Below are 15,337 nucleotides of genomic sequence, written 5' to 3' on the forward strand. Positions count from 1 at the left end.
TCGGTTTATCGGTTTTACAATCGTACAATACGACCGGTCGATACAGGGCCGGCCCTAACCCCAGATAGTGAATCGGTAAATTATGTTTCGCTTCGCACAAGCCTTTTTAGATTTCTGCGATTACTTTTCCCTTACGGATTACCTTGTAGGTGGTACGCCCCTTTTCGTCCTCCTTAAAAATGACCCTATCTTTCTGGTCTTGCCATTCTATGGAGACTTCGGTCTTAGATTCGTTCCATTTTACCAGCGGTTTTTCCTCTCCATGATAGTAGGGAAAAAGCAGCATCTTGAAATTAGGATTCACCCCATAGGAAGGAATGACCAAGCGCTTGGCCATACCAAAACTTCTACCATCGGGCCAATCTCTTGCATCTTTGTATTCAAAGGTTTCCAACCGTATCTGGGGATTCTTGAACTCGTCTTCGGGAACGGTACGATCCAAAACCTTGACCAATAATTGGGCGTCTCCCTCTTTCGGTTCGAATTTTAAGGTACCCCAGGCCCCTTCGGTCCTTTTCGTATCACCGCCTAGTATGATTTCGTCAATTTGAAGACTAAGCATTTCCACATCGCTATCGACCATCATGATCCATTCATAGGTGTGGTCTTTGCTGTCTTTTTGAATATCGTCTACCACCAGCGCATAAGGATGTGCCCCTCGAACGAGTCCTGCCGAACGAAACGCTTTTTCAACGGGATTGTGCTTTACACGAACCGGACGGGCATATTCATCCCACATTCTGGGATCGCCACTTTCAAAGCCGTTGTAGTAGGCTTCGACCACAGGTGAACGGTCGATATTCGCCTTCCAGTCAAAATTTGGGTGTTTGGCCAGCCATTTATCGGTTTCCCCGGTCAAGTATTCCCATCGTTTAAAACGGCGTCTTGGTTGGTCTTTGTCGGCAAACCCGCTCAATGTACCTTGCCAATACCAATCGTACGCATACTTGGCGTTCAAAACCCCAAACGTAGCGTCGTTGTTATCTACAAGGCCCAACCATTCTCCCGGGGGCGGCACATAACCTTGTCCCTTACCGTCGATGATCACACAATTATGATGTCGTGATTCTATACCCCTAAAACGATCGATCGCCCATGCCCTTCCGACTCCAGAAAAGGTAAAATTACCGCGATCGGCATGTTGATGGCTTGGCCCTATTTGGTCATCGCGGCATTCCAATTGTAGCTGTACCTCATCGTCACCCCAATTCGAACGGGTAATCAAGGACTTGCGTTCGGGATCAAAATACGTATTTGGGAGTCCTAATCGCTTTCCCGCTTCAAAATCGATCGGCAAGGGGTCATCCGCAAAAATAATTTGATATATGACATAGCCTCTTCCTCCGTCCAACTTATCGCCGCCGCCATTTTGATAGGCGAGGGTTTCTTGTAAAACATAATTTACCAAAGGATCTTGGGGATAACTCCGCTTCCAGGCGAGAAGGGTCTGCAGGGTAGGCCCGGCCTCTCCCCCATCACCATGGCTAAGAAAACGTGCACCTCCCGGCTGTACCGAATTGGCATACCATTTCAATGAGTTGTACCAACGCTTCTGATTCCATAGATTATGCCCTCTTCTGGCCATGGCCACAAGTGCGGGCCCGTGCCATCGCAAACCATATTGGGTATATCCTATAGCCTCTTTGCTCATCCCCATTTCTGACCATCCGTATTTTTGGTAATCGGTCTGAACTTCTTTCTGGTGTTCGTAGACACGAGCATCGTTACCCTCTTCCCCTTCAGTAGCCAAAGAGGTCAGCAATAGTCCCGATCCTACGGCAACCCAGTTCCAATTACGGAAATGATGGGGCATATGTGAGCCCATGGCCGTCTTTCCTTTGGTGTAAGTATTCAAAAGGTTTCTACAGCTCTTCTGCTGTCTTTTATTCATCCAGTTATAGGCGAAATCATATAAAAAGGCAAAATAAGGCTCACCTCCAATGGCGTCTTTTCGACCGCTACGCCACACATCACTGTTGAGTTGTGAATTGAATTTTAAAGCATTGCCATCATCCCCTCCTTGGGATAGAATTTCCGACGCGCTTTTAAAGGCTCGGTCCATTTGATCCAAATTCTTTTGATAGATTTTCCCGAGGTTGGTTATCACCGTGGCCAGTTCAGCCCCTTTTTCCGTGTCGTCTCGCAATAGGCAGTCGAATGTTTCCAATAAAAGGACATAAAGAAACTGCGGACGGTGGTGCCAACTCACCCCATCGCTTTCCCCTGCTTTGGCATAATTATCAAGTAAACCCTTAGCTTTCTTTATATTTCCGGCCAATAAGGCTTGATAGACATTGTAACTGGCCGTATGTTCCTTACGGATCGATACATCTTGGTATGCCCTTAAGTTTTTTAAGGCGAGCCTTCCGGTCTGCGTATTCTCGGACCGGTTTCTAATATCCTCCAAATCCTCCGGGGAAAATAAAATTCTTGGATGCACCCCAGGTTCAGGTACGGTTCCGAAGGCATCCTTTACAAAGAAAGGAGAATCAAGGGCCTCCATCTTGATTTCAGGGGAAGCGGGCCATTGATATTCCCCATTAAGAATTTGTTCCGCGGAATATTCGCCCGGAAGCTCCTTCTTTTTCAGCAAATTTTCTTGTCCCCCACCAGAGACCTGTCCCTCACTTTCGTTATAGGCCAACAGCCCTATAAAGCAAAGTGCTACAGTTATTCTTTTATTCATAACTAGATTCAAGTTTTATATTCGACTCAAAATTTTATTTCTTCAATACGCCTTTTCCGCCCCCTCTTGGGAAAGAGATCCTGCTGAGAACAAAATAAGGCCACCTTCCCTTTTTTTATCGGTCCCCAAGGTGCAATCTCTTACGCTAAGGTTGCACAACAGGGTTTTAAGGCCTATATAATGGGCGTTCATAAAAATATTTCAAGCAGAAAGGAGCTTGGCATCTACCCTTTATCAACTTGGCTAAACAAGTTATTCCAAGCCCTTATACTCCTTTTTTTTCTTCATGGCCTTTGAACCGTAGTAGTTGCCAACGCGTCGTTTTTCGGACACGGGTTTTAATACGAAATGCTTTGTTTGGTCAGTATGCAGTATGACCTCTTCATTTTTTTTCAAATCAATGGAAAAGAGTCCTTCCCCTATGTTCTCCATTTTAAATTTTCGCTTCCCCGAGGTCAATATTTTCCCTTTTATTCCCGGTGCTATTATCAAGGGGGCCCCTGCCAGACTCTTTATTTTCACAAAATCGGTTTTTCCTTTTTCGCGTTTGGCAGAAACCAGAAAAGCCCCTTCCGTTCTCAGGTCGGCAAAACTGGCATCGGCCCAGACATCTGGCATTGCCGGAAATACCCGTATCTTGTTTCCCCAACTTTGCAGAAGCATATCATGAATACTTTGGGCCCCTGAAAGCGGGGTCTCGATACAAGGCCCATCTTCAACATATAAGGTATTCGGCCGAAGAAATTCGCCCCACAGTCCTTTCAAATAGTCTAAGGCCAGATTGCCCTCCCCTAGGGTCGCGGCCATAGACGAAGCACCCGTATACGAATACCCCATTAAGTATTCTTTTTTAGATTGCCAATGATTTAATGACCGCTGTATCCGTTCCCGTCCATTAGGCTGATCAATATGTACCAGGTGCAAGGGATAAACCATTAATAAATGTGAAAAATGACGATGCGATCTGTCATAGGCTTGGTCCTTTCCTATCATAAAGCCTTCTTCATTTTCGGGAAAATCAACTAGGTTTTCCAATACATCTTTCCATTTTGGAGCCAAGGGATCGGAAATTTGCAGTATTTCCGCACTCTCCAACAAGGTTTCACACCCCCAACGGATCAACGCCAAGTCAAAATTACAATCGTCATAAGATTGCCCATATTCAGGGGAGTAGGTCTTGGGTAAGTGTAATTTTCCATCGGGACCTCCCTTAAGAAAATAGAGGTAATAATTGATTGCCCCCCTTAATAAGGGAAAGACCTTTTCTCTCAGTAACGATTCGTCCATAGAATACCGGTATTGCAACCACAGATTATGACAGGCCCAAGGAAGCAGCCCGATTTCAGGTGTATTCGCTTGGTCAAGTATCCAATCTCCCGAATCGACTCCCGGAATACCCACCGAGGCAATGCAGTCAGTTCCTGCCGCCCTACCGATTCCATAGGACTCTTTTCGGTAAACTTCTGGTAAATTGTTCCTTAGGTTTTCACGATTATCCCACAAAGCATTGAGCAAAGACTCCCCTAAAGGCAAGCGGTTTGAGGTGTAAACCGGCCAATAGGTCAATTGTACGTTTAAATTCCATGTAGCATAGGGCCATGCCGTTTTTTCGAGCCAAGGGCCGTGATTATCAATATAAGCCCGGTCTTTTCTGGTTGCCGATGCCAGTTTGTACATCTGTATCCAATAAAAGCTTTCGAACTTATTATCGGGAATGGATACAAAACTCTGAGGATAATAGTTATGCCACCATTGTCTATGGCTACGCTCCAATTCCGAAAAGTGCTTTGCGCGAGTTTGGGCCACTGTTGCCACTGCTAGGTCTTTGGCTTTGTTATCGGGCCAACTGTGGGATACATTTACCACCAAGGTCCTGCCCTTGCCCGTATCGATTTCTTTCCAAGCCGTTACCGTCTGTCCCGATTCCAAGAGGGGCTGTAAGCAATAGGAAATACCTTCGGTTTCCCCCAGTTCAAAGGGAGGATTCTCTTTGTAGCCTTCAAAAACCCTAAACGGCTGATCCTTATCAATACCCCACAATTGTCTGGGGCTGATAGCCTTTTCCCCCTCCCACTTCCATTCAAAACCATTCTCCCCTTCGGTGGCGTTCACTTCGGTAACCACCAGCATACTTTCGGCATGAACATAAGACCTGAGAAGTATTTCACCTGCACTGGTTCTAATTTTAGCGCTAGTCTCCGCATTCCACAAATCAAGGCGCATAGAAGCCTCTTCTATTTCCCCTTTGGGCACTAACAGAAAATGGCCTATTGGCAAACGCCCTCGACTATACGGTGTTTCCCCTTGATCATCACCCCTATGGTCTTGAACGTCGGAACGGCAGATTTCCATTCGAATAGCGTTTTTACCGGGAACCTTATAGAGCATATTCCCTAGCATACCGTTCCCCATAAAAGCTCCTTCCGTGTAGGCTTCAGGCAATTGTTCCCAAACCAAATCGTGATCGGACAGAAAGGACGGCCAATCGAGTTTTACCTCAACTTCAGGTATCTCGCCACAGCTACCCATTATCGTACCGATGCATAGGACCAATAGGGCCCTTACCATTTTCAATGAATTACGCATTTGTTCTTTTTTGCATAGTGAACATTCCCTTTATTCTTTCTATTTCGTTCTGTATGAAGTTTTCTCTCGCCCTACCGTTTATATAAATGCCCCATATCAGGTACAATGCCCTTTGGGATTCCAAAAAAATTAAGACAAGGGTGTTGCCCGAATTTTGGTATTTTCAGAGGGTTTTAAAGGACGGATTGTTTACGCCCATTCCCCGTGATTACTGTCTATGACAGAAAAAACAGTAGTATCGACGATATAAGTTTAGTGGTAGGTTTTGGAAAGGAAATCGTCGGTAATCGTATAAAACAGCAGGTTTAAAGATAATCCTGTTCTTTATTTTACTTGCTCTACTGTCTGCGATGAAACTCCTTTTGAAAAAAACCCCACCGACCTCCCTTCCCATATGATGGTTGCATTTAAAATACAGCGTCATACCGGAAGGGACCTCTGGTGCCTCAAAAAATCGAAAGGTTGAAGATGGCAGTTAAAAAAACTGCCAAATCAAGGGCAATATATAGAACTCTTGGCTCTACTTGTTTATTAGTTGTTGTAATTGTCGTTATAATCGGTTTCTCCCAAAGGAACGGGGGTATACATGCCTTCATAAGGAAAAGCAATGGCAGGAATAGCAACTCCGGCTTCGTTGAATTTATTACCGTCAATTTCCTTTTTAAAACCTTTCATGTACAACATGCGATCTCCACCTTCACCGGCAAGCTCCCTTAATCGTTCTTCCTCTACCGATTGTGCAGTAACCGAAGCCAGACCCGTCAGACCTGCCCTTTGTCGCACCACATTAACATCGGCGGTAGCACCGATTACATCATTGTTTACAGAAAGGCGAAGCATGGCTCGTGACAGGTAAAGCTCAGCCAATCGCATCAAAGGCAGTTGGGCATACCTTCCATCTTCGGCCCGATAATACTTATCGATCCAAATATGGTTTTTTGTTACCTTGGGATTACCGTCAAAAGAAGTCATATATGCCACTCTTTCCGGTACCGACATACCCACGGTATCCACTGCAGCATTTCTATCTGCTCCTGCCTTTAGGAAATAATAAAGTTGATTGAACCTTTTATCGGCCAAGGCTTCAGGTGTAGGGGTATTTGTAGTCATATCCATCCAACCCATTCGCCCCAAGGCGTAATAAGACAATGCCATGGTTCCGGCCCAACTCTGTACCCAACCGTTCACATTACCGTTCTCGTCAAGTGTACCATCACCTCTACCGCCTCCATTGGCCCTGTAATAGCCTATTTTGGTCATTCGCGCAAAGGGAATATCATTATCACTTGATTCAGGACGAAAAGCCACCTCCCAAATCACCTCATTCGCTTTGGCGTCGCCAAAATTTCTTGTCCAGGCCATTTCAGGATCTTGGGAAAGGTCATAATACCCTTTGGCATCTACCGCATCGGTAATGACAAAATTGCATTCATCCAAGGCCCCGGCATGGTCGCCCATAGCAAATTTTATGCGATACAATAGGGTCGCTGCTGCATACTTATTAGCTCGACCCGCTTTAGCGTGTTGTTCAGGAAGCAGCTCTTTTGCCTTTTGCAAATCGGAAACCATCAAATCATAAAATTCTTGAACGCTTCCCAATTGTGAACTCCGCAATGCATCGGCCGTTTCGTCAAAATTCTGTTTTAACGGAATATATCTTCCCGAATTATCCCCTCCCGGTACGTAGGTAGGCATAAAGCCCTTGGCCAAATGATAATTGGTCCAGGCTCTCATGAAGTACAACTCCCCCTTTTGCTGTTGCAGCTGATTTCGATCTTCGGGAGTCATAGCAGAAAAGGCATCGGTACCTTCTTGCTCTTTCTCCTCGATAAATTTCAAACCTGGTAATATTTGGTTCAAAACCCTGTATAGTTGGGCAAACTCGGCATCGCCCTCTGAATTGGATACCGCCGTAAAATCACGGTCGTATTGATTGATCGCGGCATGCTCCAAAGGTTGATGGTCAGTATGGGTTGAAATATCACTTATTACAAAATCGCGATATGCCGAATAACCATAAGGGGCAGTCCAACCTGAGTTAAGAAAAAATCCGTAGTAAGAATCCACAACGGAAAGCTCAAACTCATCCACACTGTTCCAAGGGAACAATTGAGGGCGTTCCAACTCAAAAAATTCATCGTCATTGCACTGTACAAAAACCAAAGCCAATAGCGATAACAATATTAAAGTACTATATCTATTTTTCATCGTTTGTCTTTTTTTGATTAGAAATTAAGGTTGATACCGAGGGAGAATGTTCTTGTCTGCGGCATAGAAGAGCGAGAAGTCATACCATTAAGAACACCATCACCGCCATAGCGCTGAAGCTCGGGGTCAAACCCGGTATAATCGGTAATAGTGAATAAGTTCGTGGCATTAAAATACAGACGGAATTTTGAAACCCCTAAACGATCTAGAACGGAAGCGGGAATGGAATACCCTAGAACCAGCTCTTTTAATTTCATATAATCTCCTCTTTGAAGGTATTTGGATTCAGCTCCGTCGTATAAGAATTTACCCCCCTCTACATATTCGCCCTCATCATCATATGGATATCGATTTGCATACATCAACTGTGGATATTCGGTAATATCTCCCGGTTTTTCCCAAGATTTGGTATAGGCGTCAGCCAAGACCGGAGCGCTTCCCGTCCCTAAACCTTTGTATAGGTCATCATTATAGATATAGTTGCCCCCTTGAAAAGAAAATAAGACAGAAAGATCAAAGTTCTTATATTTAAAATCATTGAAAAAACCTCCGTAAAAAGTAGGTAAGGCAGTCTTATCCTCTTGAATCATTCTGTTATTTCCTTTGTTATTGGTAGTTGCAGGAATCAACCTTCCCGTTTTGACGGTAGCACCTGTTTCTTCATAAACTTCCCTATCAACCTCATAAATCATTGAAACCCCGGTTTGAGGATCCACTCCGGCAGATTCAGGTAGATAATATTGACCAATTGCCGCCCCTGACCTTGTAAGTGTATAGTATCTATTGGCGGCATATTTAATTATTCCCTTTCCTGTTATATCGGCTTCAGGGTTAAGAGCTACCACTTTATTTTCGTTAAAAGCGACATTACCTCCCACGGTCCATGAAAATTTATCGTTGTTCACGGCTATCCATGAAACATCCAATTCAATTCCCTTATTGACCATGTCTCCAATGTTCTCTACAAAAGAACCTCCTCTTGCCGTGCCCCCGTTTCCGCTAGCCAAACCAGAAGAATAAGGTAGTGGTGTTGCCAATAACATATCCTCCACATCTTGTTTGTAGTATGCAATGGAACCGTTAATCCTATTTTTAAGAAATCCGAAGTCTACTCCAAAATCGCTCATGGTAGAAGTTTCCCATGATGCCAATTTATTGGCGAAATTAGTGATGTAAGTATTTCCTACTCCTCCATAATTTCTAATAGATATATTGGTAGAATAATTGGTTTCCGTTACATAAGGAATACTTGAATTACCGGTCTGTCCGATACTTCCCCTTAACTTCAACAGCGAAATCCAATCTGCCGATGACAAGAAGTTCTCATCTGAGATAATCCAGCCGGCCGACCCGGAATAGAAGGTTCCCCACCGGTTTTCCTTCACGAACTTAGCCGACCCTTCCCTACTTGCACTAACACCAATTAAATAACGGTCTTTAAATTTGTAGTCCAAGCGCGAAAAGAAATTTCTCCGGTAACCTTCAGAACTCAAATAATCAGATCCCGTTATAGGATCAGTTGATTTTTTAACCTCGTGAAACACCCCTAAAAGATTGGTACCCTGAACACCGGTCCATGTACTTTTTGAAGCCCCTTGTTCAAATCCGCCCACAAAATCAATATTGTGATCCTCGCCAAAAGTATGGTTATAGTTTACGAGTGAATTAAAAACATATCCGTAGCTCTGAGTAGCGCTTCCGTTACCCGTATTGCCTTGGGTTGCGAAATTTTGTGTAATGGCTCCCGCTTTGTACGAATCGCTTTTGCCCATACTTATATTGGGCTGATAATTTGCCGACAATGTCAAACCCTGAACAAACGGCATCTTCCACTTGGCAAAAACTACTGAATTAACCCCAAAATTACGGTTATTATTAGACCTGAATTTAGGGTCCGAATTTGCCAATGGATTGGCCCCGGTCTCGGCATTCCAATAACCTGATGCATTGGTATCGCTATAAACAGGCAGCCAAGTAAGACCGTGTACAAAACCCGCCCCGCTATTACTGCTTTCACTATACTTACCAAAAACCCTTAATCCATAGGTGAGACTTCCTTTTACAAACTCCACATTTAAACGGCCCGACACGTTTTCACCCTCATCATGTATGTAATTGCCATCATAGCTTCTGTAGTTGATCGTTGCATACAAATTAGAGTTCTCGGTACCACTAGAGGCGGAAAAATTGACATCGTGGTAACTACCGGCACGTGTGAGCAAATCATTCCAATTGGTATTGATGCTTCGAGCCTCTTCATTGGTAATCGTTTCATTACCCGTTGCCCATGGGTTTTGGGACATTACACTCTGCTGAAAATCCCAACTGGTACCATCGTAGTTTTGGCTACCAATCTCCATAATATCGAATAGTCTATCGGTACCAGCATATCCCAAATCCGTATTTGTCAATTGGGATATACCCGAGTGATAGTTCAAATTAAAACGCGGGTTACCCCTTTTTCCTCTTTTGGTCGTCACTATGATTACCCCGTTGGAAGCCCTTGAACCATACACCGCCGTAGCCGCTGCATCTTTCAACACTTCAATAGATTCAACGTCATTTGGGTTGATGTCGCCTTGACCTCCGCCAACACCATCAACTATCCAAAGAGGGGAATTTCCTGAATTTATGGAACTGATACCCCTCAAGGTAACCTGTCCGTTCGTAACCTGCACCCCAGACGCCCTTCCTGCCAAAGCAGTTGTTATCGATCCTGTTGCCGTCTGTGCAATCTTGGCGCCATCTACCTTTGCTATCGACCCTATTACATCACGTTTTTTCTTGGTACCGTAGGCAACAACAACTACCTCATCTAAATTCTCGGAAGATTCTTGCAACACAACATTCATAATAGTCATTCCTCCAACAAGTTTTTCCTTGGCCTCAAAACCTACAAAGGAGAACAATAACACCTCCCCAGTGTCAACCTTAATATTATAGTTACCATCAAAATCGGCGACTACCCCCCTATTGGTACCTTTGACTACCACATTTACCCCAGGAAGTAACTCCCCTTTATTATCGGTAACCGTTCCGGAAACCGTTTGTTGTGCTTGTGCGGAAAAGATACTCCCTGATAAAATCATCAAGAAATAAACCAATTTCAGCCCCAGAGTTTGCTTTTTACATTTTTTCATAATTTTTTGGTTGTAGTTATTATATTCGTAAATACTAGCACCCAAAAGTCAGAATACATTAACTCATAGACGTGCCCGGAAGTGCCAAAAGCTTTTCTATATGTTGCAAGCTGCTATTCTAGTTGAATTTGAAGAAGATGGGCGATGGAGACATGTAAATGAAACTTGGGGCATGCCCTTATCGGTGGAAATTCAGTTTTTTGGACTAGAGAAAAAATTCTTTTCCCCGTCCATTAAAACTTAACATATGCCACAGGAACCAAAAAAGAAAAAACGAAATAAAAAGAAAATCCAGTATGTAACCTATATATTGCTCTATATTTCAATACTAATTCTGAGTACTATTTTGATTATCACCCTATTGTACTATTAAAGCACCCCGTTCACCCCAATACATCATCGTACAATGGATGTTTTTTTTCCTAAACCTTGAAACGGAGCATTAAGGACTTGAAGGATAAGACCATAGACAACGATTCCAATTTTAGTACTTATCGGCCCATTGTGGGCATCTATAACGAAGACCTTACGACCGTAAAGCATAAATTAATAAAACTCAAGACAGACCGGTACATTTTCAAAAACAGACGATACCATGACCATCAAACACTACTATCTCACAATCAAAATGCTACTCGTAGTGCTAGCGGTCTTATTCTTGACTACACCTAGCTTTTCCCAAAAGACAGAAGGAGAAAGTACCATACAAAAAGGATTGGCCTTTAACCGTTTTTTCGCTAAGGATGGACTTCCCGATAACAGGGTGAGAAGCATCTACCAAGACAAAAAAGGATTTATTTGGATAGGCACGATGAACGGCCTTTGTCGATACGATGGGTATACCTTTAAACAATTTTCAAAAAACGTGCAGGGTAACGGTATTGCAGGAAATTGGGTCTATGCCATAGCCGAAGATGAGGAAGAGAATATTTGGATAGGCTCTACCGAAGGCTTAAGTAAGATCGAACGCAACAAAGACTCCATTCTAAATTTCAAAACCTCCGATTTTTTGCCCCATAAGGAAATCAAATCCCTTTATATCGACCAAAAACAACGTTTATGGATCGGCACGAAAAGGGGGCTCAGCATATTGGAAATCAAAACCGGCAAAGTACATCAGTTTAAAGATTACCCGCTCAATAATGCCGTAAATGTTATCGTTCCTGACGAAAAGGGACATATATGGGTGAGTTGTGAAACAGGTATCGTACGCTTTGAGAACAAAAACCTATCCCAAACCTATTTCCCCTTTAATGTAAAACCCAACGCCTATAACGATAGAATATGGGATATACTTTTTGTACAAGACGAACTATGGGTCGCCAGTGGCGGTGATGGTATCTATCGTTCAAAAACCGATTCGCTAACCGCTCACGGGGGGAGTGCCTTTCAAAAACTATTTCTTGGCGATGGGGTTTCCCCGAATCTTGAAATTTATGACCTCACCATGGACAATTCGGGGGATATTTGGTTGGGAACCACGCAGGGATTGGGTAAAATAGAAAGACAAAAACCTAATGGAAACGATAGCCCGATTATTTTTTATCAGCAACATTATCTAAACGATTACAGTCTAAGCAACGACCGAATATTCAAGCTAAACTTTGATGCAGGTAATAATTTATGGATCGGCAGCAATCTCGGATTAAGCACCTTGCTCAATCGAAACCGGAATTTTTCAAATTTCAGTTTCACCAAAAGTACGAACAAAGACGAAGTAAGGGGCATCACGGCCATACCCGAAGGCGACCTATGGTATACCACATCCTCAAAGGGAACATCGGGTATCTCAAATGAAGATGGAACCATTAAAAAATTGGCACTGAATATGGGGGCCGAGGCCAATATGGGGCGTTCTATAGCGTCTATGGGTCAAAAATTGTTTATTGGGTCTTTAGATGGCCTCGTAATAAAAGACTTGAAAACCGGCCAAGTACAACATCTATTACCTAGTAAGAATGTGTTCAGTCTTTTACTCGACACCGCCGACAACAAAGTCTACATTGGCACCATAAGCGGACTTTTCGTTTACGATATGCAAAAAAACACTTTGGCCAGCAAGCTCCCCTTACTGAAAGGATTTGTACGATCGCTCTACAAATCGCCAAATGGGACCATATATTCGGGAATAGATGGCCCCTTCATCTATAAAAAAGATGTAGAAGGAGATTTTGTCCCCTTAGCCATACCTGACCGCTTTTTTGGCTCTATGATCAATGCCATAGAAGAGGATAACGACGGCCATTTGTGGATCGGTACGGAAAGTGGCCTCAACAAACTCACCAAAATCGGAAGCAAGCCATATACCTGCGAATTGATCGGTGTAAGCGAAGGCCTCGCCGATAAATCGGTACACGGCCTGATTATAGACAACGAAAACAACCTTTGGATCAGCAGCATCAAGGGGTTAATGAGGTATAGCGATAAAGAAAAGCATTTTGAATATTTCTTGCCCAGTTTAATCTTCAGTCCCTCATGCTTTTATAAGAAAAGCGATACCGACTTTTTCTTTGGTCATGCCAATGGATTTATCAGTTTTGACCCCAAGCTAATTTCCTTTACTAAAAGCCCGCCCGACGTACTCATTACAGGTTTTCGGATCTTAAACAAACCCGTCAAAGTCAAAGAACGTATCAATGGTGATATTATACTTGACAAACAAATCTTCAATACCGAAAACATCACCCTAAATTATAAAAACGATATGTTCACTTTGGAATATGCCAACATTAATGGCAGTTTCGAAAAAAGTAGGGACTACGCCTATAAACTAGAGGGATTTGACAATGATTGGGTATACAATAAAAGCGAGGAACATACAGCCACCTATACCAACCTTAGTCCGGGCAGCTACACCTTTATAGTCAAGGCCAAAGACCATAGTGGCTCTTGGAACTCAAAACCTACCAAACTTAGCATCGGCGTCTTACCCCCGCCCTGGAAGACCTGGTGGGCCATTTTGACCTATGTGGCCATTATAAACGGACTCATTTACATTTTTATCCGATACCGAACGGCAAATGCAAGAAAAGAGAGTGAACTTCTCCTTGAAAAGCGGGAAAAAGAACAAATGAAAGAACTGAACAATTTAAAATTACAGTTTTTCACCAACATTTCCCATGAGTTCAGAACCCCGCTTACCTTGATTTCAGGGCCAATAAAGGATATCATCTCCAACAATACCATATCTGTCGATATTCGAAAAAAGGCCAAGATTATCAAGAGGAACAGCGACAAGCTCATACACTTAATCAACGAGCTGATTACCTTTAGGAAACTTGAAAAAGGGGGGCTTGTCCTTAAACCGACACCCATCAATATTCTTCATTTTGTGCAAGAAATCAGTGAAAGTTTCCAACTGTTCGCTGAAGGAAAGGAAGTCATCATCAATTGTCACAGCCTTTTAAAAGACAATGTAATACTGGCCGACGCCACCCATCTCTATAAAGCGATCAACAACCTAATGGCCAATGCCCTAAAGTTTTGTTCCGAAGGTTCGGTGGTACAAATCAAGATCAAGGCCCAGAAAAAACTAGATGTCCCCCAAAAGGAAATATGCGATTCGTGGATTCGTCTCTCCGTAAGCAATTCGGGACCTAGTATTTCCAAGGAAAACCTTGTACGTATTTTTGACCGCTATTACAAAGGAAACGACGCCCATGGAGGAACGGGCATAGGTTTATCGCTAGCCAAGGAACTCGTAGAACTACACAACGGAAGCATCCACGCCAAAAGCGACCACCAGACAACCGAATTTACTATCCTCCTTCCAAAAGGAAATGCCACTTCCCCCCTAGAGGATACGAATACAGATCCCGCATCATTTTCAAAAATACTTGCTTTGGAACCCTATCTGGGTGATGACCGGTCCTTTGACGAACCCCATGAAACTACCTATGGGGAATCGGGAAAAATGAATATCCTACTAGTGGATGACAATAACGAGCTTCTAGAATACCTAACTCTGTTACTGAAGGACGATTTTATCATAAAAACGGCCAGTAATGGCCTTGAAGCCCTCGAAGTGGTGGGGAAAACACCTCCTGACGTAATCGTTAGCGATGTGTTAATGCCCAAAATGGACGGATATGGCCTATGCCAAAGCCTTAAAGAAAATCAAAAGACCCTACACATCCCCGTTATCTTACTGACTGCCAAGACTATGACCGAAGAAAAGATAAAAGGACTTCATCTTGGAGCGGATGCCTATTTGGAAAAACCCTTTGACCCCGACATCCTTAAAACTCGCATCCATGCATTGGTAAAAAGCAGGAAAATGCTCATTCAAAAACTGGTCAAGGAACAGGTAGTGGATTCTTCGGCATTTACCAAAAACCCTCTAGACGAAGCCTTTATACAGAAAGTTGTAGAACACATTACAGCGAATTTGGATAATGGGGACTTTAGCGTGGAAGAACTTAGTGAAAAAATGTCGATGAGCCGAAGTAACTTATTTCGAAAAGTAAAGAGCATCTCAAAAATGAGTCCTGTAGAATTCATCTACTACATTCGATTGCAAAATGGAATGAAACTGCTCTTGGAAAGAAAATTCAACATCTCTGAAATTGCCTGGCAGGTCGGTTTTAAAAACCCCTCGAGTTTTAGCAAATCATTCAAAAAACAATACGGAAAATCGCCTACCGAATACCTCAACAATATGTTACAATAGGTTAGAACAGGATAATTCCTATTTCCTTTTGAACAGCGAAAAACACTT

Annotated in this window: 7 protein-coding genes; 2 read left to right on the forward strand and 5 right to left on the reverse strand. The window is 43.2% G+C overall.

Annotation, left to right across the window (positions count from 1 at the left end; genetic code table 11):
• Positions 1-106 precede the first annotated feature (106 nt).
• The 5 genes from ZOBGAL_RS01245 to ZOBGAL_RS01260 all read right to left on the reverse strand — a co-directional run bounded on the left by ZOBGAL_RS01245 (position 107) and on the right by ZOBGAL_RS01260 (position 10,620).
• Positions 107-2,686 carry a hypothetical protein gene (locus ZOBGAL_RS01245; RefSeq protein WP_013991647.1) on the reverse strand — a complete coding sequence of 860 codons (2,580 nt, stop codon included), beginning with the start codon at positions 2,684-2,686 and terminating at the stop codon, positions 107-109.
• A 42-nt stretch (positions 2,687-2,728) separates the two neighbouring features.
• On the reverse strand, positions 2,729-2,878 hold the full coding sequence (locus ZOBGAL_RS23460; RefSeq protein WP_013991648.1) for a hypothetical protein: 150 nt from the start codon (positions 2,876-2,878) through the stop codon (positions 2,729-2,731).
• 60 nt (positions 2,879-2,938) lie between these two features.
• Positions 2,939-5,272, reverse strand: coding sequence for a glycosyl hydrolase family 95 catalytic domain-containing protein (locus tag ZOBGAL_RS01250; protein ID WP_013991649.1), 2,334 nt, complete (start codon positions 5,270-5,272; stop codon positions 2,939-2,941).
• A gap of 531 nt (positions 5,273-5,803) precedes the next feature.
• The gene (locus ZOBGAL_RS01255) at positions 5,804-7,480 is read right to left on the reverse strand and encodes a RagB/SusD family nutrient uptake outer membrane protein (protein ID WP_013991652.1); all 1,677 of its coding nucleotides are present in this window, start codon (positions 7,478-7,480) and stop codon (positions 5,804-5,806) included.
• 17 nt (positions 7,481-7,497) lie between these two features.
• The gene (locus tag ZOBGAL_RS01260; protein ID WP_013991653.1) at positions 7,498-10,620 is read right to left on the reverse strand and encodes a SusC/RagA family TonB-linked outer membrane protein; all 3,123 of its coding nucleotides are present in this window, start codon (positions 10,618-10,620) and stop codon (positions 7,498-7,500) included.
• A gap of 429 nt (positions 10,621-11,049) precedes the next feature.
• Between ZOBGAL_RS01260 and ZOBGAL_RS23265 the strand changes: the two genes are divergently transcribed.
• Both ZOBGAL_RS23265 and ZOBGAL_RS01265 read left to right on the forward strand, forming a co-directional pair.
• On the forward strand, positions 11,050-11,292 hold the full coding sequence (locus ZOBGAL_RS23265; RefSeq protein ID WP_148560678.1) for a hypothetical protein: 243 nt from the start codon (positions 11,050-11,052) through the stop codon (positions 11,290-11,292).
• Positions 11,216-15,289 carry a hybrid sensor histidine kinase/response regulator transcription factor gene (locus tag ZOBGAL_RS01265; RefSeq protein WP_013991655.1) on the forward strand — a complete coding sequence of 1,358 codons (4,074 nt, stop codon included), beginning with the start codon at positions 11,216-11,218 and terminating at the stop codon, positions 15,287-15,289. The genes ZOBGAL_RS23265 and ZOBGAL_RS01265 overlap by 77 nt, the downstream gene beginning before the upstream one ends.
• Positions 15,290-15,337 lie beyond the last annotated feature (48 nt).

Origin of the sequence: Zobellia galactanivorans (assembly GCF_000973105.1) — a bacterium.
In the GTDB taxonomy this organism is placed as follows: domain Bacteria; phylum Bacteroidota; class Bacteroidia; order Flavobacteriales; family Flavobacteriaceae; genus Zobellia; species Zobellia galactanivorans.

Excerpts from the sequence above, each read along its gene's own strand:
- ZOBGAL_RS23460 (WP_013991648.1), bottom strand. The coding sequence starts at position 2,878 with ATGAACGCCCATTATATAGGCCTTAAAACCCTGTTGTGCAACCTTAGC.
- ZOBGAL_RS01265 (WP_013991655.1), top strand. The coding sequence starts at position 11,216 with ATGACCATCAAACACTACTATCTCACAATCAAAATGCTACTCGTAGTG.
- ZOBGAL_RS01250 (WP_013991649.1), bottom strand. The coding sequence starts at position 5,272 with ATGCGTAATTCATTGAAAATGGTAAGGGCCCTATTGGTCCTATGCATC.
- ZOBGAL_RS01255 (WP_013991652.1), bottom strand. The coding sequence starts at position 7,480 with ATGAAAAATAGATATAGTACTTTAATATTGTTATCGCTATTGGCTTTG.
- ZOBGAL_RS01245 (WP_013991647.1), bottom strand. The coding sequence starts at position 2,686 with ATGAATAAAAGAATAACTGTAGCACTTTGCTTTATAGGGCTGTTGGCC.
- ZOBGAL_RS01260 (WP_013991653.1), bottom strand. The coding sequence starts at position 10,620 with ATGAAAAAATGTAAAAAGCAAACTCTGGGGCTGAAATTGGTTTATTTC.